This window comes from Gordonia sp. (in: high G+C Gram-positive bacteria) (assembly GCF_020438995.1).
In the GTDB taxonomy this organism is placed as follows: Bacteria; Actinomycetota; Actinomycetes; order Mycobacteriales; family Mycobacteriaceae; genus Gordonia.
On record NZ_JAGQTN010000170.1, the window covers coordinates 19,387 to 43,504 of the forward strand.

Consider the following 24,118-nt stretch of genomic DNA (forward strand, 5'->3'; position numbering starts at 1 on the left):
GTGACCGCCGATACCCGCGCCGCCGGGGACATCACCGGCCTGACCGCCGCCGACCTTGCCGGAAAGATCACCGCCCGTGAGCTGTCGTCGGTGGAGGTCACCCAGGCGCACCTGAATCGCATAGCCGAGATCGACGACCGGCTCGGCGCATTCCTGCATGTGAGCGGCGCCGAGGCGCTGGCAGCCGCCAAAGCCGCCGACGATGCGATCGCCGCGGGCAACGCGCCGTCGGCGCTGGCCGGTGTGCCGCTTGCCCTCAAGGACGTGTTCACCACCGTCGACGCGCCTACCACCTGCGGTTCGAAGATCCTTGAAGGCTGGGTACCGCCGTACGATGCGACCGTGACCGCCCGGCTGCGCGCCGCCGGCATCCCGATCCTCGGCAAGACCAACATGGACGAGTTCGCGATGGGATCGTCCACCGAGAACTCGGCCTACCAGGTCACCCGCAACCCCTGGGACACCGACAGGATCCCCGGCGGATCGGGTGGCGGCAGCGCGGCCGCGCTTGCGTCGTATCAGGCACCGCTGGCAATCGGCACCGACACCGGCGGCTCGATCCGCCAGCCGGCCGCGGTCACCGCGACCGTCGGCGTCAAGCCCACCTACGGCACCGTCTCGCGATACGGCCTCGTCGCGTGCGCGTCGTCGCTGGATCAGGGTGGTCCGTGCGCCCGCACAGTGCTCGACACCGCCCTCCTGCACGAGATCATCGCCGGACACGATCCGCGGGACTCCACCTCGGTCAACGTGCCCGTACCCGACGTGGTGGCAGCCGCCAGGACCGGCGCCGAGGGCGATCTGACCGGCGTCAAGATCGGCATCGTCAAAGAACTGCAGGGCGAGGGCTACCAGAGCGGCGTGCTCGACTCGTTCGCCGCGGCCGTCAAGGTCCTCACCGACCGCGGTGCCGAGGTGATCGAGGTGTCGTGCCCGAAGTTCACCTACGCGCTCGGCGCGTACTACCTGATCCTGCCGTCGGAGGTGTCGAGCAACCTCGCCCGTTTCGACGCGATGCGCTACGGGTTGCGTGTCGGCGACGACGGCTCACATAGCGCCGACGAGGTCATGGCTCTCACCCGCGACGCCGGGTTCGGTCCCGAGGTCAAGCGGCGCATCATCATCGGCACCTACGCGCTGTCCTCGGGCTATTACGACGCCTACTACGGTCAGGCGCAGAAGGTGCGCACACTCATCGCCCGCGACTTCGCGGCCGCGTTCGAGCAGGTGGATGTGCTGATCTCGCCCACCACGCCCACCACGGCGTTCAAGCTCGGGGAGAAGGTCGACGACCCGCTGGCGATGTACCTGTTCGACCTGTGCACGCTGCCGGTGAACCTTGCCGGTGTGGGGGCGATGTCGGTGCCGTCGGGGCTGTCCGCCGATGACGGGCTGCCCGTCGGGCTGCAGATCATGGCACCCGCACTCGCAGACGACCGGCTGTACCGGGTGGGTGCGGCCTACGAGGCCGCCCGCGGCCCGATCGGCTGAGCCGGCCCCGGAGTCACCGACGAAAGCGGCCCGCGAGCACAGGCTCGCGGGCCGCTTTCGGATCCGGCGTGTGATCCGGTCAGGGGCCGAAGCTCGCCGCGGCCGAGTCGCACACCACCCAGTTGTCGTCCTCCTTGGCGAAGTACAGCGTCGACGTCCGGCCGTCCGACGGGAACGTCAGTGTGGCCTTGGCGTTGTCTCCGGAGATCTTGGTCGCCGACACGTCGAACTTCTCGGGCTCGGCGGCGTTGTTGTCGCCTTCTCCCGAGGTGGGTGCGGTGTCGCCGCCGATGCGCTGGGCCTCCGCCTTGCACATCAGCTCGGTCATCTTCGCGGTGTCCTGCGACGCCACGGCCTCGGAGAACTCCGAACTCACCCGCTTGATGGCGTCCTCGTCGCTCTCGCCGCGGTTCAGGAACCAGAGCACGCCGGCGATGATGGCGAGCAGGACGACCACGCCGAGCGCGATCAGCGCGATCTTGCGGCCCTTCTTACGTTTGGCGGGCAGCGGCTCGAATGGTTCCGTGCGGTGAACGGGACGGTCGTATGCCCCATAGGGCGCCGGTCCGGTCTGGGGCGCTTGCTGATACGAGGGGAACCCCTGGGAGTCCGGTCCGGCGTGGCCATACGGCTGCTCGGACCCGAACGGCGTCGTTCCGGGCATCGGCGCCGGGTAGGGCTGCTGACCGTATGGCTGCTGCGACCCGTACTGCGGGGCGTCGTACTGCTGCTGCGGACCGGCCTGCTCGGCGTCCGGCATGCCGAAGGACGGTTGACCGACCATCGTCTGGTCGTAGTGACCGGCCGGATCGTACTGGGGGGTAGGCGCGTACTGGGCGGCAGGGTCGTACTGGGCGGCCGGGTCGTACTGGCCGGCAGGCATGACCTGCTGGGGGTCCGATGCGAATCCTGCCGTACCCGGCGCCGGTGGTGGTACCGGAGCCTGCGGATACGGATTCCGGGGCGAGGAGATCTGAGTCTTGTCGAGGTCCTGCGGGTCACTCGACCACTGGGCGCCCGGTAGCGGTTCGCCGGAAGGCTCGGGTCCCTGGGGTGGCTGGGTCATAGTCTCTCCGCACCCGCTGCCCGGGCGATGGTCGTCACTTCTTCTCGCTTGCGATGAGCTGGGCGATGAGGGTCTTGAGCTTGTCCTCGACGGTGGTCTGCATGTCGACCTGCTTGTCGAGCCAGGTGTCGTCGACGCCGGTCACCGCTGCCACGCTGCCGGATTTTCTCGACAATGCCGCGTTCGGTGAGAGCCATTGCAGATTGAGCGGGGCGCGCGAGACAAAGTACATCGATTCGGGGCTGAGCTGGGTGAATCCCTCGATGGACAGCACCCGGGCCAGCGGGGTCACCCGGTCTGCGGTCACCGCGGCCTTGCCGTCGGGACCCTTGACGATCGTGCGGCCGCTCTTGGCGGAGTAGGCCGGGTCCTGGTCGCCTTCGTCGGGTTTGGACACGTTCTGCAACTTCACGGTGTCCGAATCGGTGAGCGAAACGTCGTCGAGTGCGTCGTACAGGGGTTGCAACTCGGCGGCGACGGCCACCGCGGTCGTAGAGCGGGTTGGCTTGGACAGGGCGGGAGGCGTGTATCCGGCGGGGATCTTGGCTGCGGCGTCCTTGATCTTGGCGACCGCAGTGGGATCGGGACTGGGCGGGTCCTGCTTGATGTCGAGTTCGAACAGTTCGCGGACCGCGGCCTTGCACGCGTTGTAGTTCTTACGGGCGGCCGCCATCTGGGAGTTGAGCCGGGATGCGCGCGCGTTGTATGCGTCGTAGGCGGCGCGCTGGGCAGGCAACTCGAACGTGCGGGGTTGCTTGTTGTGCGACTCGATCTGCTTCTGGATGGCCAGCGCCGATTGATACTGCGCGTCGCACGGCTGTGCGGCAGTCGCCGGTGAGGCCACGACAACGCCGGAAACGACGACCCCGAGACCGATCCCTGCAACCGCAACACGTGCGCGGAGCGATTTACGTGATGAGAGGGAAGGCACGCCTGAAGATGCTATATGTCGGCCGGGTATGTACCAACGCCGCGAGTCCGATCGTTATCAGCCGGGGTACCCCGCGGGATGCGGTCGGGTGCCCTAGATTGGTGGTCATTGTGTCGATGGGCATCGTTTGCCCTGCGTTAGACACATGGCGAGATCAGGCACGGGCAACCGGATAGACACGGGCATTCGACGAAGGGCGGCCAGCACATGGGTAGACGGTTCGGCATTCTGACCTCCGGCGGCGACTGCCCCGGACTCAACGCGGTCATCCGCGGTGCAGTCCTCAAAGGCGAGACCGTGTACGGCCACACGTACGTCGGATTCCGCGACGGCTGGCGGGGCCTGGTGTACGGCGACATCCTGGAACTGGACCGCACCACCGTGCGTGGCCTGTCCAACCAGGGCGGCACCATCCTGGGCACCAGCCGGTTCGGCCCGTACTCCGAACCCGACGGCGGTCCGGAGAACATCAAGAAGGTGATCGCCGACCTGGAGCTCGACGGTGTGATCGCGATCGGCGGTGACGGGACCGCCGCCGCGTCCAACCGCCTCTTCAACGACGGCATCAACATCGTGGGCGTCCCCAAGACCATCGACAACGACCTTGACGCCACCGACTACACCTTCGGGTTCAACACGGCGGTCGAGATCGCCACCGAGGCCATCGACCGGCTGCGCACCACCGGAAACTCACACAAGCGCTGCATGGTGCTGGAGGTGATGGGACGGCACGCCGGCTGGATTGCGCTGCATTCGGGGATCGCCGGCGGCGCGCATGCCATCCTCATCCCCGAACACCCCGAGAGCCTCGACCAGATCTGCGCCTGGGTCACCAGTGTGAAGAACCGCGGCCGAGCGCCGATGGTCGTCGTCGCCGAAGGCTTCACGCTGCCGGATATGAAGGAGGCGTACTCGGAGAAGGGGCTCGACGGTTTCAATCGTCCCCGCCTGGGCGGGATCGCCGAAGTGCTGGCGCCACTGATCGAGAGCCGCACCGGAATCGAAACCCGGGCGACGGTTCTCGGTCACATTCAGCGCGGCGGTGTGCCCAGCGCCTGGGACCGGGTATTGGCCACCCGGATGGGCGGGGCCGTCGCCGATCTCGTCGCCGACAACGGCTGGGGGCACCTGGTGGCTTTGCACGGAACCCAGATGGCCCGCATCACCTTCGACGAGGCACTCGGCAAACTCAAGCAGGTCCGCCCGGAGTACTACGACGAAATGCGCGTCATCTTCGGGTGAACAACCCCGCACCGCCGGTCGGATCGGGAAAGCCTTGTACCGTCATTGTTTTCACGACGATGCGCGTGGGATCACCAGCCACAGAACGGCGTACACCAGAAGCTGGGGACCGGGCAGCATGGTCGACAGCACGAACACCAGGCGGACCAGATTCGGGTCCCAGTCGAAGTATTCGGCGATTCCACCGCAGACACCGCCGATCCACTTGTTGCGGGTCGATCGCGTGAGGCGTTTGGGTGCGTGGTCGGGCGGGCCGTATCCACTCTGCCCGATCGCGGCACCCGATGTGGGGCCGTACGACTGCGGCGCATAGCCCGCGGCGGATTGCGGCGGGACGTAGCCGGCGAACGTCGTCGGCCGCGCCAGTTCCGGGAAGACCTCCGCCGGGTCCGGGATGGTGGAGGCCGCCCCACCCGGTGACGGCGCGCCGGCCGTGACCGTCGCGTGTTGTGCCGCGGGGATCTGCTCGGGTTCTGGGACCTGCTGGGGTTCTGGAGCCTGCTGAGGTTCTGGGGCCTGCTGGGGTCCGGGGACCTGCGCGAGTCGTGTGGTCGGTGTCGCCTGTTTGTTGAGGTCGGGGGTGGATACGGTCGGTTCGGGGGTACTCATGGCCGAACTCCTTTCGTCACCGACCACGCTAGGTTCGCGAACGTGCCGTGGCATCGGGGTACGCCCTGATCTTGTCCCGGACATCGGCCGCCCTGCGCCGGTGGCGGTCGGCGGCTGCGCGTAGGACTTTTGGGCATAAACTGTTGCCCATGACTTCGGCTACGACTGAACTGCTCGACTACGACCAGGTCAACGCGGATTTCGATCCTGTGATGGGCCTGGAGGTGCACGTCGAACTCGGGACCGAGACCAAGATGTTCTGCGGCTGCCCCACCGCGTTCGGCGCCGAACCCAATACCCAGGTGTGCCCGGTGTGCCTCGGCTTTCCCGGATCGCTACCGGTGGCCAACGGCAAGGCCATCGAGTCGGCCATCCGCATCGGGCTGGCGCTGAACTGCTCGATCCGGCTGTCGAGCCTGTTCGCCCGTAAGAACTACTTCTATCCCGACCAGCCGAAGAATTACCAGATCTCCCAGTACGACGACCCGATCGCCTACGACGGATACCTCGATGTGGTCCTGCCCGACGGCACACCGTGGCGGGTCGACATCGAACGCGCCCACATGGAGGAGGACACCGGCAAGTCGCTGCACATCGGCGGCGCTACGGGTCGTATCCACGGGGCGAGCCACTCGCTGCTCGACTACAACCGGGCCGGAGTGCCGCTGGTCGAGATTGTGACGAAACCCATTGTGGGAGCGGGTAGTCGGGCACCGGAGGTGGCGCGTGCATACGTGACGGCGTTGCGTGATCTGCTCAAGGCGCTCGGCGTCTCGGACGTCCGGATGGACCAGGGCTCGCTGCGCTGCGACGCCAACGTGTCGCTGATGCGCAAGGACGCCGATGAGTTCGGCACGCGGACCGAGACCAAGAACGTCAACTCCCTCAAGAGCGTCGAGGTGGCCGTCCGGTACGAGATGTGCCGACAGGGTGCGATCCTCACCGACGGTGGCGAGATCGTGCAGGAGACAAGGCATTTCCACGAAACCGACGGCACCACCTCTGCCGGTCGGCGCAAGGAGACCGCCGAGGACTACCGCTATTTCCCCGAACCCGATCTCCCGCCCGTGCAGCCCGCCGCCGAATGGGTCGAGGAACTGCGCGGCACCCTGCCTGAGTTGCCGTGGGTGCGCCGGGCCCGTATTCAGCAGGAGTGGGGCGTGTCCGACGAGGTCATGCGCGACCTGGTGAACGTCGGGGCCGTCGATCTGATCATCGCCACCACCGACGCCGGCGCCAAGGCCGACGCTGCCCGCAGCTGGTGGGTGTCGTTCCTCGCGCAGCAGGCCAACGCCCGCGGCACCGAACTCGCCGACCTGCCGATCAACCCGGCCCAGGTCGCCACCATCATCGGCCTGGTCGACGAGGGCAAGCTCACCACCAAACTCGGTCAGCAGGTCGCGGTCGCCGTCCTCGATGGCGAGGGTGAGCCCGCTCAGATCGTCGCCGACCGGGGCCTCGAAGTGGTGCGTGACGACTCGGCGCTGCAAAAGGCCGTCGATGAGGCCCTTGCCGCCAACCCCGACATCGTCGAAAAGATCAAGGGCGGAAAGGTGAAGGCGGCCGGCAAGATCGTCGGTGACGTCATGAAGGCCACCCGCGGCCAGGCCGATGCCGCCCGCGTCCAGGAGTTGGTCCTCGACGCGGTGAACAACGCCTGATTACATGCGGTCCTGGGTGGGCTGGGGCGGGTTGAAGATGGCGACGCGGTCGTCGTAGGTCTTCACATCCGCCCCGGCCACCGACTTGTTGACCGTGGCGAGTTGGACGCCGCCCGGGATGGGGGCCAGTCGGGCGACGTGGCCGAATCGTTTGGCGACGTCGGCGGGTGCGGGGTTGGTGATGGTGGGCTTCTGCGCGGTGGGGGCGGCGATCGAGTCGATGCGCCGCGCACGGGTCATGGCGACGTAGATGACGCCGCCGGAGGCCGCGCAGCCACCGATCTGCGGGTTGTCGTCCCACTGCCACAACTTCTTTGGTCCGTTCTTGTCGACGGAGAAGAGGCGGTCACCTGCTTCGCCATGATCGGCGACGTACAGCGTCTTGGTCTCGGCGTCGGGGCACAGGGCCACATTGCCACCGAAACCGCTCGCGACCACCCGGGGACGTCCGGCGTCGGGGAACGGGGACACTTTTAGTACCTTTCCGGCGAGCGACGACGGATCGGCGGCGGCGGCCGGGCTGCCCGCGTTACCGGTGGCGACGATCAGTTCGCCCGCCGACTGGAAGTACATCGATCCCATGTTTCCGGTTGCGCCCTTGGGGATTCCGGTCAGGATCGGTTTGGGGACGTCGCCGGCGGCCACCCGCACGATGCGGTTGTCACTGCCGGTGGTGATGAGTGCGAAGATCAGGCCGTCCTGACCGTAGGTGGGGGAGAAGGCGAAGTCGATCAGGCCGCCGTCGCCGCTCGCATCGACGGGGATCGTGGCCAGAACACGTTGCGGCCCATAGCGTTTGGAAACAATAATCTTGCCGGTCGTGCGTTCGGCGACGTAGGTGGTCTTGCCCTCGGAGTCGGCGGGATGCACGCCGCCGGTGGATGCCAGACAGGTGGCGATCACCGCGTTGTCGGGATCGACGCACGGTCCGGTGGGCGGTGGTCCCTGCTGGTCCTCGCTCGGCTGGGCCGGTGAGTCAGGGGTTTTGGGGGCGATGATGTCGGGCACCGGGTTGTTGCTGAAGTTCCCGGCCTCCCGCGTTCGGTCCTGATCGTTGAAGCTGACACAACCGGAAAGCGTCAGCATCGCCGCTCCAAGCGTCGCAACAACGCTGAGCAGCGCCCGGCGAGGAGCACGTGAGGTCGTTCCGGCCGGATTGCCGAGACGCCGGTCCCTGGTGGTGGCATGCTGATTTCGCATGCCACCACAGTAGCGATCGGCGGTGCCCGGACCCGAGTACGATCCGTTGAGGCGTCACCCCAACGGTCGGTTATCGGCGCCACACCTGATATGTCCGCCGAATCGGCGTCGACAGTGCCTAGAGTCGATTATGTCAGTGGCATTGACCGTGAGGATGGAAACATGGGCAGCCCATACGATGACCCGACCGGTGTGATTCCCGTCAATGACGCGCACCGAACTGCCGGGTCCGGTCGTCGCGGCGACCGGGACAGCTTTTTCGACCGCCACGCCCGTGCAGGGCTGCGCAGGGTCGATGAACTCGATGATCTGGATCCCAACGAGGTGGCGACCACAGTGCAGAAGCAGGATCAGGAGCAGTCGGCACAATCAGCGGCAGCGCCGGAGCCCGACGTACCCGAAGCAGACCGTACCGACGAGGTGAATGGTCACGCGGCGGCCGGACTCGCCGGGCGGCGTGCGACGCCGCAGCAGGTCGGACAGACCCCGCTGTCGGGATGGGAGAGGTTCGTTTCCCGGTTCCGCCGCCGGCGGTCCGTGCGGACAGTCCCGGCGACGGTACCGCCGCTCGCGGCAGCGGTGTCGTCCGATACCGCGGGGACACCTGAACCCCCAGAGCCCGCCGAACCGGCCGAGCCGTGGGAATCCGGTGTATCGGTTCCTCCGGCGGAACAGTCCGCGCCGTCCGCCCCCCCGGAAACTGCGGAAGTGACCGAGGCTCTGGAAGTGACCGAGGCTCTGGAAGTGATCGAAGCTCCGGAAATAGCCGATGCCGCTGATGTAGCCGAAGTCGCCGACGCGATCGAAGCTCCGGAAATAGCCGATGCCGCTGATGTAGCCGAAGGGGTGGAACTGACCGGCGCGACCGAGGACGCCGAGGTCGTGGACCTGGCCGACCTATCGGATGACCTCGATCCCGCTGGTCTGTCGGCACCGGATGTGTTGCCGGAACCTGTCGACCAGCCAGAATCGGTGGACGAGTCCGGGTTTGCCGAATCGATCGAATCCGTAGTATTCGACGAGCCCGCGGAACAGGATGTTCCGGCGGAACTGACTCAGCAGTTCGTGCCGGAGGAATCGATGGAGCAGTTCGTTCCGGGTGATGCGACGGAGCAGTACGTTCCGGAAGTACCGGCTGCGCGATTTGATGTCCTCGGACCGGTAGCGCAGTTCGTCGCAGCCGAGTCCGCAGAACTGTCCGACGCCGCCGATCCCGCTGAGCAGTACGTTTCGGCGGACACCACGGAGCAGTTCGGTGTGGTCGATACGGCGGGGCAGTTTGTTCCGGAGGGACCGACGGAGCAGTTCGTTGCGGTTGAGTCTGTGGACCAGTTCGTTCCGGACGGACCGACGGAGCAGTTTGCTGTGGTTGAGTCTGTGGACCAGTTCGTTCCGGTCGAGCCCGGTGAGCAGTTCGGTGTGGTCGATACGGCGGGGCAGTTTGTTCCGGAGGGACCTACGGAGCAGTTTGCTGTGGTTGAGTCTGTGGACCAGTTCGTTCCGGTCGAGCCCAGTGAGCAGTTCGTCGCGGTCGATGCGATGGAGCAGTTTGTTCCGGAGGGACCGACGGAGCAGTTCGTTGCGGTCGAGCCTGCCGATCAGTACGTTTCGGCGGACGCCGCGCAGCAGTTCGTCGTAGCCGATCCGACGGACCAGTTTGTTCCGGACGAACAGACGGCGCGATTCGATGTGGTCGAACCGACGGAGCAGTACGCATCGGAAGGCGCCACGGAGCAGCTCGATGCGGCCGAAACGGTGGAGCCGTTTGCCCAAGAGGAACAGCCGGCGCAGTTCGTTGCGGCCGAGCCCACGGACCAGTTTGTTGCGGCTGATCCTGCTGAGCAGGTCTTTGCGGTCGATCCCGCCGAGCAGTTCGTTACGGCTGAGCCTGCGGAACAGTACGTCCCTGTCGATACAACGGACGAGTATGCCCCGGCGGAGCAGGTCGAGGTGTACGAGCCTGTCGCGCAGTTCGTCGGGGCCGAGTCTGCCGAGCGGTATATGCCGGTGGCCGAGGCCGAGCAGTATGCGCAGGTAGAGCCGGTGCCGCAGTATGTTCGGGAAGAACCTGATGTTCCGGAAGAACCTGCCGAACAGTTCGTTCCGGTAGCGCCGGCAGCGCAGCTTGCCCAGGCTGAGACGATCCCCGAGCCGGTGGTGGACAAACCGGAACCTGTCGGTGCATCCGGTCAGCCGACGGTGGCCGAGACGAGCGAGAAGTCTGAGAAGGCCGAGAAGGCATCGCCCGAACCGGAAACAGCCGCTGACCCGGAAACAACCGCTGATGACGTCGAGGCCGACGGTGGCGCCCGACGCGTGATCGTTGATATCGCGATGCTGATACTCAGGGTTGCCGTGGGTGCGGCGGCAGTCGTGCATGGTCTGCAGAAGCTGCTCGGCTGGTGGGACGGTCCCGGGATCGACGGATTCGAGGACATCCTGCTCAACCCCGCCAATCCGTCCATAGGTTTCGACGAGTCGGCGGCCCACTGGCTGGCGGGTCTGGGTGCGATCACCGAAACCGCCGCCGGTGCGTTGCTGATCGTGGGTCTGGTGACACCGGTGGCCGCATCCGCGTTGCTCGGCGTGCTGCTGGTCGGGACGACGTACAAGGTCACTCTGGCGGGTGAACTGTGGTATCCATCCGACAGCAAGGGCGGTATCGAGTACCAGGTGCTCCTGGTGGCCGGATTGTTGACGATTCTGCTTATCGGGTCAGGCCGGCTGGCCCTGGACTACGGGCGTGGCTGGGCGACGCGTCCGAAGTGGGGTTCCCTGGCTCTGGCGGTGCTGGGCATCGCTGTCGCGGTGACCATCTGGGTGGTGTTCAACGGCACCAATCCGCTGGACTCGCCGGGCAACCCCGTCTGATCGCGACAAAGAACCGCCCGGGAGCGGGTGGCCGACGCACGTGCGCATCGGCTGCCCGCTCCCGGGCGGTTCTTGTTCACAAGGTCAGTCGACCTGACGCACGGCACCCTTGTCCGCGGACGTGGCCATCTTGGCGTAGGCGCGCAGGGCCATGGTGACCGGGCGCACGCGGTCCTTCGGCTGCCACGGGCGCTCGGAGGCCTCCATCTTGGCGCGGCGTTCGGCGAGCACTTCGTCGTCGACGAGCACCTTGAGGGCCCGCGTCTTGACGTCGATGAAGATGCGGTCGCCGTCCTCGATGAGGCCGATGGTGCCGCCGGAGGCCGCTTCGGGGGAGATGTGGCCGATCGACAGGCCCGATGATCCGCCGGAGAACCGGCCGTCGGTGATGAGGGCGCATTTCTTGCCCATGCCGGTGCCCTTCATGAAGGCCGTGGGGTGCAGCATCTCCTGCATACCCGGGCCGCCCGCGGGACCCTCGTAGCGGACCACCAGCACCTCACCGGCCTGGATGGTCTTGGACAGGATGACCTGTACGGCCTCCTCTTGGCTTTCGACGACGCGAGCCGGTCCCTCGAAGTTCCACAGGTCCTCGTCGATGCCGGCGGTCTTGAGGATCGCGCCGTCGGGAGCGATATTGCCGCGCAGCACGCACAGGCCGCCTTCGACGGTGTAGGCGTGTTCGAGGTCGCGGATGCAGCCGCCCTCGGCGTCGGTGTCGAGGCTGCTCCAGCGGTTGGCGGTGGAGAACGGTTCGGTGGTGCGCACGCCGCCGGGCGCGGCGTGGAACAATTCCAGCGCCTCGTCGGTGGCCTTGCCGCCGCGGATGTCCCAGTCATCGAGGAAGGTGGCAAGCGTCGGGCTGTGCACCGTGCTGGTGGAGTCGTCGATCAGGCCCGCGCGCCGCAGTTCGCCGAGGATCGCGGGTATGCCGCCGGCACGGTGCACGTCCTCCATGTGGTAGTCGGAGTTGGGGGACACCTTCGACAGGCAGGGCACGCGGCGGCTGATCTCATCGATGGTGGACAGGTCGAAGTCATTGACCTCGCCCTCCTGCGCGGCGGCCAGGATGTGCAGCACGGTGTTGGTGGAGCCGCCCATCGCGACGTCGAGCGCCATCGCGTTGCGGAAGGCGGTGCCCGTGGCGACGTTGCGGGGCAGCACCGACTCGTCGTCGTCCTGATACCAGCGGTTGGCGGCCTCGACGACGATGCGTCCGGCCTTCTCGAAAAGGGCGCGCCGCGCCTCGTGGGTGGCCAGGGTGGAACCGTTGCCGGGCAGTGCGAGGCCGAGCGCCTCGGTCAGACAGTTCATCGAGTTGGCGGTGAACATGCCCGAACACGAACCGCAGGTGGGGCAGGCCGAGCGTTCGACCTCATCGAGGCCGGTGTCGTCGACGTCGCTGTTGGCCGAGGCCGAGATGGTGGTGATCAAGTCCGACGACGGGTGCACCACATCGCCGACCACCACCGCTTTGCCGGCTTCCATCGGTCCGCCGGAGACGAACACGGTGGGGATGTTCAGCCGCATCGCGGCGTTGAGCATGCCGGGGGTGATCTTGTCGCAGTTGGAGATGCACACCAGAGCGTCGGCAGTGTGCGCGTTGACCATGTATTCGACGGAGTCCGCGATGATCTCGCGGCTGGGCAGCGAGTACAGCATGCCGCCGTGACCCATGGCGATGCCGTCGTCGACGGCGATGGTGTTGAATTCCTTGGCCACGCCACCGGCCGCGCGGACGGCTTCGGCGACGATCTCGCCGACGTTGCGCAGGTGCACGTGGCCGGGCACGAACTGGGTGAACGAGTTGGCGATGGCCACGATCGGCTTGCCGAAATCGTCGTCGGTCATGCCGGTGGCGCGCCACAGTGAGCGTGCGCCGGCGGCTTCGCGACCGAAGGTGGTGGTCCGTGATCTCAGGGCTGGCATTGCGGTGTCCTCTGAATCTCCTTGAGAGAACTTAACTCTCAGGGCCTCTGGTGCGGATGAAGATGCCGGTCGGGGCGAGGGCAGAGGTGTTTCCCGCTGGCCGCCGGCGCTCGATGTTCGGGTTCAACATCTGGCGATGGGCTGTTATTCGCTCGATGCTGTGAGCGTCACAACAAGCAAGATTACGCCCACTCCGGTGGGCTCAACAAAAGCTCACCGCTCGTACGGGTCGGGAATGCGGCCTTCGCTGGCGGCCGAGAGCAAGGGCAGGTCGCGGAAGGCGATCGCGGGCAGCCGGACTCGTGATCCGTCATCGAGCACTGCCCGTACCGCCGACCATTTGGGGAACTGGAGGCCGCGAATCCGGTTCCATTCCAGATCTTTGGTGCCGAAGGTGCCGACGACGTGGAGGCCGGCCTCGGTGACGTCGGTACGCAGACGGTGGATCCAGAGCGCGAGCAGGACCGGGATGATCAGCGTCCAGCTGAGCCAGGTGATGGATGCTCCGGCGAGAATCACCGCGACGAGCAAGGTGAGGGGCACTGAGAAGTAGGCGAGCTTGTTGATGCGGAAGGACATCGGCAGCGCGATCTCGGGGGACGGGCTGCGTCCGGCTGTGGGGGAAGGGCCGCGTCCGGCTGCAGGCTGCGTGTCGCCGGCCGGGCTGTCGTGGGTCGGGTTCGTTGTCTTGCGCGGCGAGTTGGCCGGGTTGTTCTCCACGGCTCCCATTGTGGGGGATCGGTTCGGGTGATAGCGGTGTCGGGTCGCGACGGGTGGATAGGACCTGCGTGTTCCCAGGATATGGGACGACTTGGGACGGAGTTTGACTCGGCAGTAGCAACAGTTCTACGGTGTTTGCCGTGATGCAGTTCGATTTTCTCGTAGTACTCGGCCGGCGCGTCGTCGCCTGACCGGTCACTTCGTAGACCTCACAGCATCGACGCGCCACCCTCGCACAGCACAGCTGTCGAGGGTTTTTTGTTGTCAGCAGCAGTTTCAGTCAAACCAGATGAGGATCGTGCAGTGAGCGCACCAACAGCACCTAGCGGGGCGGGCGAGGCGCCAGTCTCGGATATCGCAGCAGGCGCGGCGCGAGGCCGGCAGCCGTCGCCCGCGGCCGGCAACCTCCGTGCCATTTCGCAGAACGTCGTCGCCCCCGAGCGGGTCAGCGGAGCCCAGTCGGTGGTCCGCTCGCTCGAAGAACTCGGCGTCGAGACGGTCTTCGGCATCCCCGGCGGTGCGGTGCTCCCGGTGTACGACCCGCTGCTCGACTCCACCAAGGTCCGGCACGTCCTGGTCCGGCACGAGCAGGGCGCAGGTCACGCGGCGACCGGTTACGCGCAGGTCGCCGGACGCGCGGGCGTCATGATGGCCACGTCGGGCCCGGGTGCCACCAACCTGGTCACACCGCTCGCCGACGCCCAGATGGACTCGGTTCCGGTCGTCGCGATCACCGGTCAGGTGGCCCGGCACCTCATCGGCACCGACGGCTTCCAGGAGGCCGACATCTCCGGAATCACGATGCCCATCACCAAGCACAACTTCCTGGTGAAGGCCGCCGCCGACATCCCGAAGGTGATCGCCGAGGCATTCCATATCGCCGAAAGCGGCCGTCCGGGTGCGGTTCTCGTCGACATCCCGAAGGACATCCTGCAGGCGCAGACGACGTTCTCGTGGCCGCCGCAGATCGACCTGCCCGGCTACCGTCCGGTCACCAAGCCGCATGGCAAGCAGGTGCGTGAGGCCGCCCGGCTCATCAACGCCGCCAAGGCCCCCGTGCTGTACGTCGGCGGCGGTGTCATCAAGGCCAACGCGTCGGCCGAACTGCTGGAACTGGCCGAGCTGACCGGCATTCCGGTGGTCACCACCCTCATGGCGCGTGGCGCGTTCCCCGACAGTCATCAGCAGCACCTGGGCATGCCCGGAATGCACGGTACCGTCGCCGCGGTGGCCGCCCTGCAGCGCAGTGATCTGCTGATCACGCTCGGTGCGCGTTTCGACGACCGGGTCACCGGCCAGCTCGACTCGTTCGCCCCCGATGCCAAGGTGATCCACGCCGACATCGACCCGGCCGAGATCGGCAAGAACCGGGCCGTCGACGTGCCGATCGTCGGCGACTGCCAGGCCGTCATCGTCGACCTGATCGAAACCCTGCGCAATGAGCGGGCCACCGACCCGTCGACGCCCGACATCAGCGAATGGTGGGCGTACCTGAACAAGATGCGCAGCACCTACCCGCTGAGCTACGACCGCCAGTCCGACGGTTCGATGTCGCCGGAGTTCGTCATCTCGGCGATCGGCAAGGCCGCCGGACCGGACGCCGTGTACGTCGCGGGCGTCGGCCAGCATCAGATGTGGGCCGCGCAGTTCATCTCGTACGAGAAGCCGCGCAGTTGGCTCAACTCGGGCGGTCTGGGCACGATGGGCTACGCCGTGCCGGCCGCGATGGGCGCCAAGATGGCTTCCCCCGAGACCGAGGTGTGGGCCATCGACGGCGACGGCTGCTTCCAGATGACCAACCAGGAGCTGGCCACCTGCGCCATCGAGGGTATCCCGATCAAGGTTGCGCTCATCAACAACGGCAACCTGGGCATGGTCCGCCAGTGGCAGACTCTGTTCTACGACGAGCGGTACTCCAACACCGACCTGTCGACGCACTCGCGGATGATCCCGGACTTCGTCAAGCTCGCCGAGGCGCTCGGCTGCGCGGCGTTCCGGGTCGAGAAGGAGGCCGACGTCGATGAGGTGATCGCACAGGCGCGTGCCATCAACGACCGGCCGGTGGTCATCGACTTCATCGTCGGCAAGGACGCGCAGGTGTGGCCGATGGTCGCCGCCGGCACCAGCAACGACGAGATCATGGCGGCCATCAATATCCGGCCGCTGTTCGACGAGGAGGACTCGGTGTCCGACCCCGTCGACATCCACGAAACGATGGCGCGCCCGGACACGGCCGCCACGAGCAAGAAGGACGAGCAGTGAGCACCACACATACCCTCAGCGTGCTGGTGGAGGACCTGCCGGGCGTGCTGGCCCGGGTCTCCTCGCTGTTCTCGCGGCGCGGTTTCAACATCGAGTCGCTGGCCGTCGGGCCGACCGAACTCAAGGGTGTCTCGCGGATGACCATCATGGTCACCGTCGACGACTTCCCGCTCGAGCAGGTCACCAAGCAGCTCAATAAGCTCATCAACGTCCTCAAGATCGTCGAGCAGGATCCGGCGTCGTCGGTGGCGCGTGAGCTGATGCTGATCAAGGTGCGTTCGGATTCGGCGGTGCGCAGCGAGGTTCTCGAAGTGGTGAACCTGTTCCGCGCCAAGGTGATCGACGTCTCGCCCGAGTCGCTGACCATCGAGGCCACCGGCACCTCGGAAAAGCTGGAGGCCCTGCTGCGGATGCTCGATCCGTACGGCATCCGCGAGATCGCGCAATCGGGTGCCGTGGCGCTCGGCCGCGGTCCGAAGAGCATGTCGACAAACCGCTGACCGGCTCGCCGGGAAACCGCTGACCACCGCTGACCGGCCCACCCGGCTTCGTCCCGGGCTGATCGGCTAAGACTGATAGCAACACCAAATCCGTGAGAAACGCCGAGTTTCTCCGCGGGCCACACATCGAAGGGAATCCACTGTGGCGATCGAACTTTTCTACGACGACGACGCTGATCTGTCGATCATCCAGGGCCGCAAGGTCGCCGTCATCGGTTATGGCAGCCAGGGACACGCGCATTCGCTGTCGCTGCGCGACTCCGGCGTGGAGGTCGTGATCGGTCTGCGCGAGGGCAGCAAGTCGCGGGAAAAGGCACAGGAGCAGGGCCTGAAGGTGCTCACCAACGCCGAGGCAGCCGCCTGGGCCGACGTGATCATGCTGCTGGCGCCCGACACCAGCCAGGCCTCGATCTTCACCGAGGACATCGAGCCCAATCTCAAGGACGGCGACGCCCTGTTCTTCGGACACGGCCTCAACATCCACTTCGGCCTCATCAAGCCCCCCGCCAACGTCACGATCGGCATGGTCGCCCCGAAGGGCCCCGGCCACCTGGTGCGCCGTCAGTACGTCGACGGCAAGGGCGTGCCCTGCCTGATCGCGGTCGACCAGGATCCCAAGGGTGAGGGCCAGGCGCTGGCGCTGAGCTACGCCTCCGCCATCGGCGGTGGCCGCGCCGGAGTCATCAAGACCACCTTCAAGGAAGAGACCGAGACCGACCTGTTCGGTGAGCAGGCAGTGCTGTGCGGTGGCACCGAGGAACTGGTCAAGACCGGTTTCGAGGTCATGGTCGAGGCTGGCTACGCCCCCGAGATGGCCTACTTCGAGGTGCTGCACGAGCTCAAGCTGATCGTCGACCTCATGTACGAGGGCGGCATCGCGCGCATGAACTACTCGGTATCCGACACCGCCGAGTTCGGTGGCTACCTGTCGGGTCCGCGCGTCATCGACGCCGACACCAAGGAGCGCATGCGCGCCATCCTCACCGACATCCAGGACGGCACCTTCGTCAAGCGTCTGGTCGCCAACGTCGAGGGCGGCAACAAGGAACTGGAAGGCCTGCGCAAGGCCAACGCCGAGCACCCGATCGAGGTCACCGGCAAGAAGCTGCGCGACCTGATGAGCTGGGTGGATCGCCCGATCACCGAAACTGCCTGACCCGCAGCTCTTTTCGCTGAACGATGCCTCGGCCCCGTGTCCACCGGATGCGGGGCCGACGGCGTTCTCCGAGCATGAATCCACGGTCACCGCACGGAGCGGGCGCGGGCTGTTGATATGTTGACCGATACGGTCAACGTCGACAGGGGGCGTGTGGTGAATCCGAGGCAACGGTCGGTGTTCTTCGTCTCCGACAACACCGGCATCACCGCCGAGACCCTCGGGAACGCGCTGCTGGCGCAGTTTCCCGAATTCTCCTTCGAGCGGCACGTCCTGCCGTTCACCGACACGGTCGCGGCGGCTCGTCGTGCCGTCGGCGTCATCCGTGCCGCCGTATCTGGGCCGGATGCCACCTCCACCGGGGCCGACCCCATCGTGTTCGTGACCGTCCGCGCCGCCGATGTCGCCGCGGAGTTCCAGCAGGCGCCGGGGGAGATCATCGACCTGCTCGGCCCGCACCTGGCCCAGCTCGAAGAGGTTCTCGAGACGTCCCGGACCGGGGATGCGACCGTATACCACCGCGTCGGCGACCTGGACAGCTATCACGATCGCATCGACGCGGTGGAGTACACCTTCACCCACGACGACGCGCAGTCCCTGCGGCACGTCGACCGCGCCGACCTCATCATCATCGCGCCGTCGCGCTGCGGTAAGACGCCCACCGCCATGTACCTCGCCCTGCAGCACGGTCTGCGGGTGGCCAACTATCCGCTCACCAGCGACGACAGGCCGGGCGTGCTGCCCGAGGCGGTCGCACCCTTCCGCGACCGGTTGTTCGGGCTGACCACCACACCGCAGCGCCTGAGCCAAGTACGGGGCGAGCGTCGCCCGGGTAGCGGCTACGCCAGTCTCGCGCGCTGCCGTACCGAATTGCGCGATGCCGAAACCCTGTACCGGGACAACGGGATTCCGTTCATAAACTCCCACGCCATGAGCGTGGAAGAAATGGCCAGCGTCATTCTCACGACGATGAAGCTGCGTCACCGCTGACACGTCCAGCACACCACTCGAAAGGCTTTCGATGTCTACGATTCTCTGGTTCACCGAAATCGGTATGTCCGATGTTCCGCAGGTCGGGGGTAAGAACGCCTCGCTCGGCGAGATGGTCGTCAACCTCGCCGACGCCGGCGTGCGCGTTCCGGGTGGTTTCGCCACGACCGCCGATGCCTACCGGGACTTTCTCGCCGAAGGTGGACTGGATGCCAAGATCCGCGATACTCTCACCGGCCTCGACGTCGAGGACGTCACCGAACTCGCCCGGCGCGGTGAGCAGATACGTCGGCTTATCCTCGACCACCCGTTCCCCGAGGCACTCGAGCGCGATATCCGCGCCGGCTACGACAAGCTGGTGGCCGCCGACACCCACCCGGACGAGGTGACGTGGGCGGTGCGGTCCAGTGCCACCGCGGAGGACCTGCCGGATGCGTCGTTCGCCGGCCAGCAGGAGACATACCTCAACATCGGCGGCATCGACAACATCCTCGAAGCGGTCAAGTCGGTGTTCGCCTCCCTGTACAACGACCGCGCCATCGCCTACCGCGTCCACCACGGCTTCGTCCACGACGAGGTCGCGCTGTCCGCGGGCGTACAGCGCATGGTCCGCACCGACATCGGTGCGTCGGGGGTCATGTTCACCGTCGACACCGAGTCTGGTTTCGATCGCGCCGTATTCATCACCGCCGCTTATGGTTTGGGTGAGGCCGTGGTGCAAGGCGCGGTCAACCCGGATGAGTTCTACGTCTACAAACCCGCCATCGAGGAGGGCCGAAGCGGACGTGATGCCATCGTGTCCCGCACCGTCGGCGAGAAGGCCGTGGCGATGCGATACGCGGAGGGCACGGGTATCGCATCGGCGACCCGCTGGGTGGACGTCGACGCCGACGAGCGGTTGCGGTTCTCCATCGACGACGACGAGGTCACCGAACTCGCCCGGCACGCCATCGCGATCGAGAAGCATTACGGCAGACCGATGGACATCGAATGGGGCCGCGACGGACTTGACGGTCGGCTCTACATCCTCCAGGCCCGACCGGAGACCGTGGTATCCCGGCGCGGCGAGGCCGGCCGGTCCTTGTCGCGGTTCGAGATCGATCGCGCTGCCGCCGACGCCACCGACGTCCTGGTCGAGGGTCGTTCGATCGGACAGCGGATCGGTGCCGGTCCGGTGCGAGTGCTGCGGTCGATCAAGGAGATGGACCGGGTCCGGCCCGGGGATGTGCTGGTCGCCGCGATCACCGACCCGGACTGGGAACCGGTGATGAAACGCGCCGCCGCGATCATCACCGAACGCGGCGGCCGAACCTGTCACGCCGCGATCATCGCCCGCGAACTGGGCGTACCCGCGATCGTCGGAACCGGCGACGCGACAACCGCACTCGCCGACGGCCAGGAGGTCACGGTCTCGTGCGCCGAAGGCGATACCGGCCGCGTGTACCGGGGGCTGGTGCCCTTCCAGGAGCATCTGACGTCGCTGGACGAGATGCCGGAGATACCGGTGAAACTGATGATGAACGTCGCCACCCCCGACCAGGCGTTCTCGTTCGCTGCGCTGCCCAACAGTGGGGTCGGGCTGGCGCGGATGGAGTTCATCATCAACCGGCAGATCGGGGTGCATCCGAAGGCGCTCATCGAACGTGATTCGCTGGCGCCAGAACTACGTGAGCAGGTCGACCGGCTCACCGCCGCATACCCGTCGCCCACCGAATTCTTCGTCCGGCGAGTCGTAGAGGGAGTATCGACGATCGCCGCCGCGTTCGACCCGAAACCGGTTATCGTGCGGCTCTCGGACTTCAAGTCCAACGAATACGCCAACCTCCTCGCAGGCGACATCTACGAGCCCGACGAAGAGAATCCGATGATCGGCTACCGTGGCGCGGCCCGCTATGTCTCCGAGGGTTTCCGGGACTGCTTCGCGCTCGAATGTGAGGCGCTGCGCCGGGTCCGGGACGAGATGGGGCTGCGCAACGTCAAGCTCATGGTGCCGTTCGTGCGGACCGTCGCCGAACTCGACGATGTGCTGGAGATCATGGCCTCACATGGCCTGAAGCGCGGCGAGAACGGTCTACAGGTGGTGATGATGTGCGAGGTCCCGGTGAACTATCTTCTTGCCGACGAGTTCCTCGACAGGGTCGACGGCTTCTCCATCGGTTCCAACGACATGACCCAGCTCATCCTCGGCGTCGACCGCGATTCGGGGCTGGTCGCCCACGATTTCGACGAACGCAACCCGGCTGTGCTCAAGGTGCTGGCCTCGGTCATCGAGACGTGCCGGCGCCGCGGCAAGTATGTCGGCATCTGCGGTCAGGGCCCGTCCGACCATCCGGATCTGGCGTCGTGGCTGGTCGAGCAGGGCATCGAGTCGATGTCGCTGACCCCCGACACGGTGGTGCAGACCTGGTTGTCGCTGACGGGTGCGCAATAGCGAACCCCTACCCGGAAGACATGCCCCCGAGGTATGTCTCCCGGGTGTTTTGACCTCCGAACACCCCGCGTCACCCGGTACGGGGTGTTTGTGATCCGGCGCGGCCTGTGGATAGTGGAGTGGACCATACCTTTCAGTGTGTCCTAGTCTGTCCGGCATGTGCCTCAGTACGGGGGCGCGGGGGACAGCCACGGTCGTAGTGGTCGAGGGGGATTCATGGGGGTATTGGTCGATCCGGCGATCTTGCGGCAGTATGCCGAAACCGTCGACACGACAGCGGATTTCATCAGACGCTCAACGCTTCCGGACAGGATCGAAGAACTGTGCGCGTGTCTGCCGGGATCGCGTACGGCGTTCATGGCCTCGGGCGGTGTCTCCGAGGTTGAGCGGGTGATCAGAATGGTCGCCGGGTGTTACGAATCGATGGCCGACGCGGTGCGCAATGCTGCAGGGGAATACGAGGCGACCGATCAAGGTCTGTCGTCGGCGCTGAGCAAGATCTCGCCGAAGCGATGATCCCGGCGCGCAGCGTGCTCGCCACCTGGCGCACAACCGAACTCGCGGAACTCGGCGAGTCGTTCCGCATCGACGGAAAGGCGATCAGCGTCGCCGGAGACCGCGTCGGTCAGCAGATCGCGTCCTTGACGCACAACGATGCCTGGGACGGTGATTCTCAGCGGGCCGCAGCGGGTGTGGCCGACAGGGTCGGTTTCCTGGCCGACTGCGTCGCCGACATCGGTACGAGTGTCAGCAACGATTTCAAGACCTACGGCAGCGAGATCGCCGCCGAGCGGATCAACATCGACCGGCTCGTCGCGGTGATCGAGAAGGGTCCGCTGTACGTCACCGACGAATGGCAGATTCTGGTCCGGGCGGAGAAGATGACGCCGGACCGGGCCAAGCTGATGGCGTTGGCGGCCCGAGGATTTCAGGATCAACTGAACTCGCACCTGGGCAAACTCGGCAGGGCCGACAACGAGTTCGCCGGATCCGTACGTCGCAATACGAACAGCTCCTGGCTGGGGATAGACCTACCCGCGCGAAATGTTCCGGGCGTTCCGCAGAATGTCACTGACGCGCCCTACGATGCCGACGAACGTAAGAAGCAACAGCAGGTACTGGAAAGGCATATGTTCGGAACCGTCGTCGACAAGGAGACCTCCCGGGACGGCGACAAAGTGATCACCGAATTGCGGATGCTCGACGGCAGTCGTCAGGTGTACACCGCCGCCGACGATGGCAAGCGCCCTGTCTCGTTCGATCTCTACAGTCCCAAAGGGGACCTGGTATCCGGTTCGGTCAAGGAATCGGACGGAACTGTGGTCACCACCTTGCAGCGTACCGGTCGTGCTCCGGTCATCGTCACCAAGAAGCCGGGGCAGGACGCGGTCGCCCGCGTGGACGAGAAGAACCTTGTCGTCGCCGAGCTCAATGAGATTATGGACGCCACGACGTCGACATTCTATTCGGGGACACCACAGCTCGACCAAACAGCGGAGTCACTACGAAACGGCAGGGTTCCTTTCCTTGACTCGAATCAAGCCGGACGTCTGGCTGCCGGTGTGGACATGGCAAGTGCCACGGTTACCGTGATGTCGACGCTCTACTATGTGGCGTCGGCAGATAACTACTATGAATCCTGCGAAGCCGGCGTGAAGGGCTCGGGAGGAGCGATGGGTGCCGCTCTTGGCGCTATGTTCTTGCCCGACGGTTGGAGCACCTTCTGGAAGTCCATGGCAGGTGGCAGTGCGGGAACGTATCTCGGGGGGAAGGTCGCGCCTTGGCTGTGCTCAGGTTGAAAACGGGTTTGTCATCACAATGGCTGCCCGACGAGTATCTGAATGTTATCCGTGAAATGGTGCATGCACCTGATATTCGGGTCGAGGTCATGCGGGAGATCGTCGAGCTCGATGACAGTGCACTTGCCGCTGAGATTGTTCCGCTGCCCAGGCAGTGGCAATCGGACGACTACGCCCTATTCCACCTCGATCCTCGAGTTGCCGAAGCCGAGGTCGATAGACGTACGCGTACCGAGGTGGAGCGCTGGTACGAGGAACGGGGATGCGAGTGGTACGCAGGCCGGATTCCGGACGCGGAGTACAGTACCATAGTTCATGAGGTGCGGATCGATTTTCGACGCGAAATGGATGATTTCAAGTATCGGTTGACTCGTGGTTCGGGGAGATATCGCGATCTCCCGGATCTGTCTACGGACGAGCTGTCGCTGAGGCTGGTGTGGTTGTGACGAACTATCCGATTCCGTATCGGTGGAGAAAGAACTTCCGCGGGTTGACGGTGATTCAGGTCCTGTTGCCGGTGTGTCTGTTTTCTCTCGCGATATTTCTCGGTCTACGCTGTGGGATATACGATTTTATTCTCTTGGGCACGTTCTCGACGATTTTTGCTCTTATGGTGGCCGCGGCTTGGAGAGGCCGGTCGCTGGCCGTTGCGAAACGGGTGAGTGGCGATGGCGTGCGAGTTGTCGATGGAGCATTGGCCATATCTGTGGACGCCAGGTTGTGGAGCCTGCACTTGGCGACCGGTATATCCGGTATCGCCGCAGCGGCAGTGATGGTCCTTTTCCAGGTGTACGGACTCATCGACTACGACCCGGAAATGTATGGCATGGGGCTCGTCGGTGTGGTCGGCGGAATCCACCAACTGGTTCGCATATTGCGGCTCGGTTCGCGTGATGTTCTGGTGGTCTCGACACGCGGAGTCGTGGCGCGTCCATTGGAAAGCAGACCGATACACATCGACTGGGGTGAGATCACCGAGGCCGTGCCGTGCCGACGCACTGCCGGAAGAACGCGTGTTGCTCTGGGATTCGGGCCGGCGGCCACGAGGTTCGAGGTCGATCATCTGGCGACCGGATCACCGGCCGCGTTCTGGCTCCTCGACTTCTACGCGCGTCATCCGTCTCTGCGTGACGAACTCGGGGACGTGCGAGTGCTTCGCCGGCTCCGGGACGGATCGTTCATCGAAACCCCTTGCCGTCATGTGTGACGTCACAAACCCCACCGATAGGCCCCGGCATCGCAATAGTGTCCTCGCCGGGG

At 65.6% G+C, this 24,118-nt stretch carries 19 protein-coding genes; 13 read left to right on the forward strand and 6 right to left on the reverse strand.

Annotated features, from left to right (window positions below):
• Window positions 1-1,491 carry an Asp-tRNA(Asn)/Glu-tRNA(Gln) amidotransferase subunit GatA gene (gene gatA, locus KDB67_RS12455; RefSeq protein WP_291016127.1) on the forward strand — a complete coding sequence of 497 codons (1,491 nt, stop codon included), beginning with the start codon at window positions 1-3 and terminating at the stop codon, window positions 1,489-1,491.
• Between the two features lie 79 nt (window positions 1,492-1,570).
• Here the strand turns inward: gatA and KDB67_RS12460 are convergent, their stop codons facing one another.
• Window positions 1,571-2,557: a hypothetical protein gene (locus KDB67_RS12460; RefSeq protein ID WP_291016129.1), complete on the reverse strand. Its 987-nt coding sequence runs from the start codon at window positions 2,555-2,557 to the stop codon at window positions 1,571-1,573.
• Between the two features lie 34 nt (window positions 2,558-2,591).
• Window positions 2,592-3,401, reverse strand: coding sequence for a hypothetical protein (locus KDB67_RS12465; RefSeq protein WP_291016131.1), 810 nt, complete (start codon window positions 3,399-3,401; stop codon window positions 2,592-2,594).
• 294 nt (window positions 3,402-3,695) lie between these two features.
• Between KDB67_RS12465 and KDB67_RS12470 the strand changes: the two genes are divergently transcribed.
• Window positions 3,696-4,730, forward strand: coding sequence for an ATP-dependent 6-phosphofructokinase (locus KDB67_RS12470; RefSeq protein ID WP_291016133.1), 1,035 nt, complete (start codon window positions 3,696-3,698; stop codon window positions 4,728-4,730).
• A 51-nt stretch (window positions 4,731-4,781) separates the two neighbouring features.
• On the opposite strand, the gene KDB67_RS12475 is transcribed toward KDB67_RS12470, so the two are convergent.
• Complete coding sequence (locus tag KDB67_RS12475) at window positions 4,782-5,003, reverse strand: PspC domain-containing protein (RefSeq protein WP_291016185.1); 222 nt, start codon at window positions 5,001-5,003, stop codon at window positions 4,782-4,784.
• Window positions 5,004-5,488: 485 nt separating this feature from the next.
• Here KDB67_RS12475 and gatB point away from each other — a divergent pair, with 485 nt between their 5' ends.
• Window positions 5,489-7,000, forward strand: a complete 1,512-nt coding sequence (gene gatB, locus KDB67_RS12480) for an Asp-tRNA(Asn)/Glu-tRNA(Gln) amidotransferase subunit GatB (protein ID WP_291016134.1) — start codon at window positions 5,489-5,491, stop codon at window positions 6,998-7,000.
• Here gatB and KDB67_RS12485 read toward each other — a convergent pair whose 3' ends face one another.
• A complete protein-coding gene (locus KDB67_RS12485; protein WP_291016186.1) occupies window positions 7,001-8,086 on the reverse strand; it encodes a PQQ-dependent sugar dehydrogenase in 1,086 nt (361 codons plus the stop codon).
• A 693-nt stretch (window positions 8,087-8,779) separates the two neighbouring features.
• Between KDB67_RS12485 and KDB67_RS12490 the strand changes: the two genes are divergently transcribed.
• A complete protein-coding gene (locus KDB67_RS12490; RefSeq protein ID WP_291016135.1) occupies window positions 8,780-11,071 on the forward strand; it encodes a DoxX family protein in 2,292 nt (763 codons plus the stop codon).
• Between the two features lie 84 nt (window positions 11,072-11,155).
• Here the strand turns inward: KDB67_RS12490 and ilvD are convergent, their stop codons facing one another.
• Complete coding sequence (gene ilvD, locus KDB67_RS12495) at window positions 11,156-13,000, reverse strand: dihydroxy-acid dehydratase (protein WP_291016136.1); 1,845 nt, start codon at window positions 12,998-13,000, stop codon at window positions 11,156-11,158.
• Window positions 13,001-13,213: 213 nt separating this feature from the next.
• The gene (locus KDB67_RS12500) at window positions 13,214-13,591 is read right to left on the reverse strand and encodes a PH domain-containing protein (protein WP_291016187.1); all 378 of its coding nucleotides are present in this window, start codon (window positions 13,589-13,591) and stop codon (window positions 13,214-13,216) included.
• Window positions 13,592-14,023: 432 nt separating this feature from the next.
• Between KDB67_RS12500 and KDB67_RS12505 the strand changes: the two genes are divergently transcribed.
• The 9 genes from KDB67_RS12505 to KDB67_RS12545 all read left to right on the forward strand — a co-directional run bounded on the left by KDB67_RS12505 (window position 14,024) and on the right by KDB67_RS12545 (window position 24,065).
• Complete coding sequence (locus KDB67_RS12505; protein ID WP_291016138.1) at window positions 14,024-15,982, forward strand: acetolactate synthase large subunit; 1,959 nt, start codon at window positions 14,024-14,026, stop codon at window positions 15,980-15,982.
• Window positions 15,979-16,482 (forward strand): acetolactate synthase small subunit, encoded by a 504-nt coding sequence (gene ilvN, locus KDB67_RS12510; RefSeq protein WP_291016140.1) that lies wholly within the window; start codon window positions 15,979-15,981, stop codon window positions 16,480-16,482. Before KDB67_RS12505 ends, ilvN begins: the two co-directional genes overlap by 4 nt.
• A gap of 142 nt (window positions 16,483-16,624) precedes the next feature.
• Window positions 16,625-17,638 carry a ketol-acid reductoisomerase gene (ilvC, locus tag KDB67_RS12515; RefSeq protein ID WP_291016142.1) on the forward strand — a complete coding sequence of 338 codons (1,014 nt, stop codon included), beginning with the start codon at window positions 16,625-16,627 and terminating at the stop codon, window positions 17,636-17,638.
• Window positions 17,639-17,755: 117 nt separating this feature from the next.
• Window positions 17,756-18,628, forward strand: a complete 873-nt coding sequence (gene ppsR / locus KDB67_RS12520; RefSeq protein WP_291016144.1) for a pyruvate, phosphate dikinase/phosphoenolpyruvate synthase regulator — start codon at window positions 17,756-17,758, stop codon at window positions 18,626-18,628.
• Window positions 18,629-18,659: 31 nt separating this feature from the next.
• The gene (gene ppsA, locus KDB67_RS12525; RefSeq protein ID WP_291016145.1) at window positions 18,660-21,059 is read left to right on the forward strand and encodes a phosphoenolpyruvate synthase; all 2,400 of its coding nucleotides are present in this window, start codon (window positions 18,660-18,662) and stop codon (window positions 21,057-21,059) included.
• Between the two features lie 216 nt (window positions 21,060-21,275).
• Window positions 21,276-21,575 carry a hypothetical protein gene (locus KDB67_RS12530; RefSeq protein ID WP_291016147.1) on the forward strand — a complete coding sequence of 100 codons (300 nt, stop codon included), beginning with the start codon at window positions 21,276-21,278 and terminating at the stop codon, window positions 21,573-21,575.
• The gene (locus tag KDB67_RS12535; RefSeq protein ID WP_291016148.1) at window positions 21,572-22,858 is read left to right on the forward strand and encodes a hypothetical protein; all 1,287 of its coding nucleotides are present in this window, start codon (window positions 21,572-21,574) and stop codon (window positions 22,856-22,858) included. The genes KDB67_RS12530 and KDB67_RS12535 overlap by 4 nt, the downstream gene beginning before the upstream one ends.
• Window positions 22,840-23,304: a hypothetical protein gene (locus KDB67_RS12540; protein ID WP_291016149.1), complete on the forward strand. Its 465-nt coding sequence runs from the start codon at window positions 22,840-22,842 to the stop codon at window positions 23,302-23,304. The genes KDB67_RS12535 and KDB67_RS12540 overlap by 19 nt, the downstream gene beginning before the upstream one ends.
• A complete protein-coding gene (locus KDB67_RS12545; protein WP_291016151.1) occupies window positions 23,301-24,065 on the forward strand; it encodes a hypothetical protein in 765 nt (254 codons plus the stop codon). Before KDB67_RS12540 ends, KDB67_RS12545 begins: the two co-directional genes overlap by 4 nt.
• The last annotated feature ends 53 nt before the right edge of the window (window positions 24,066-24,118 follow it).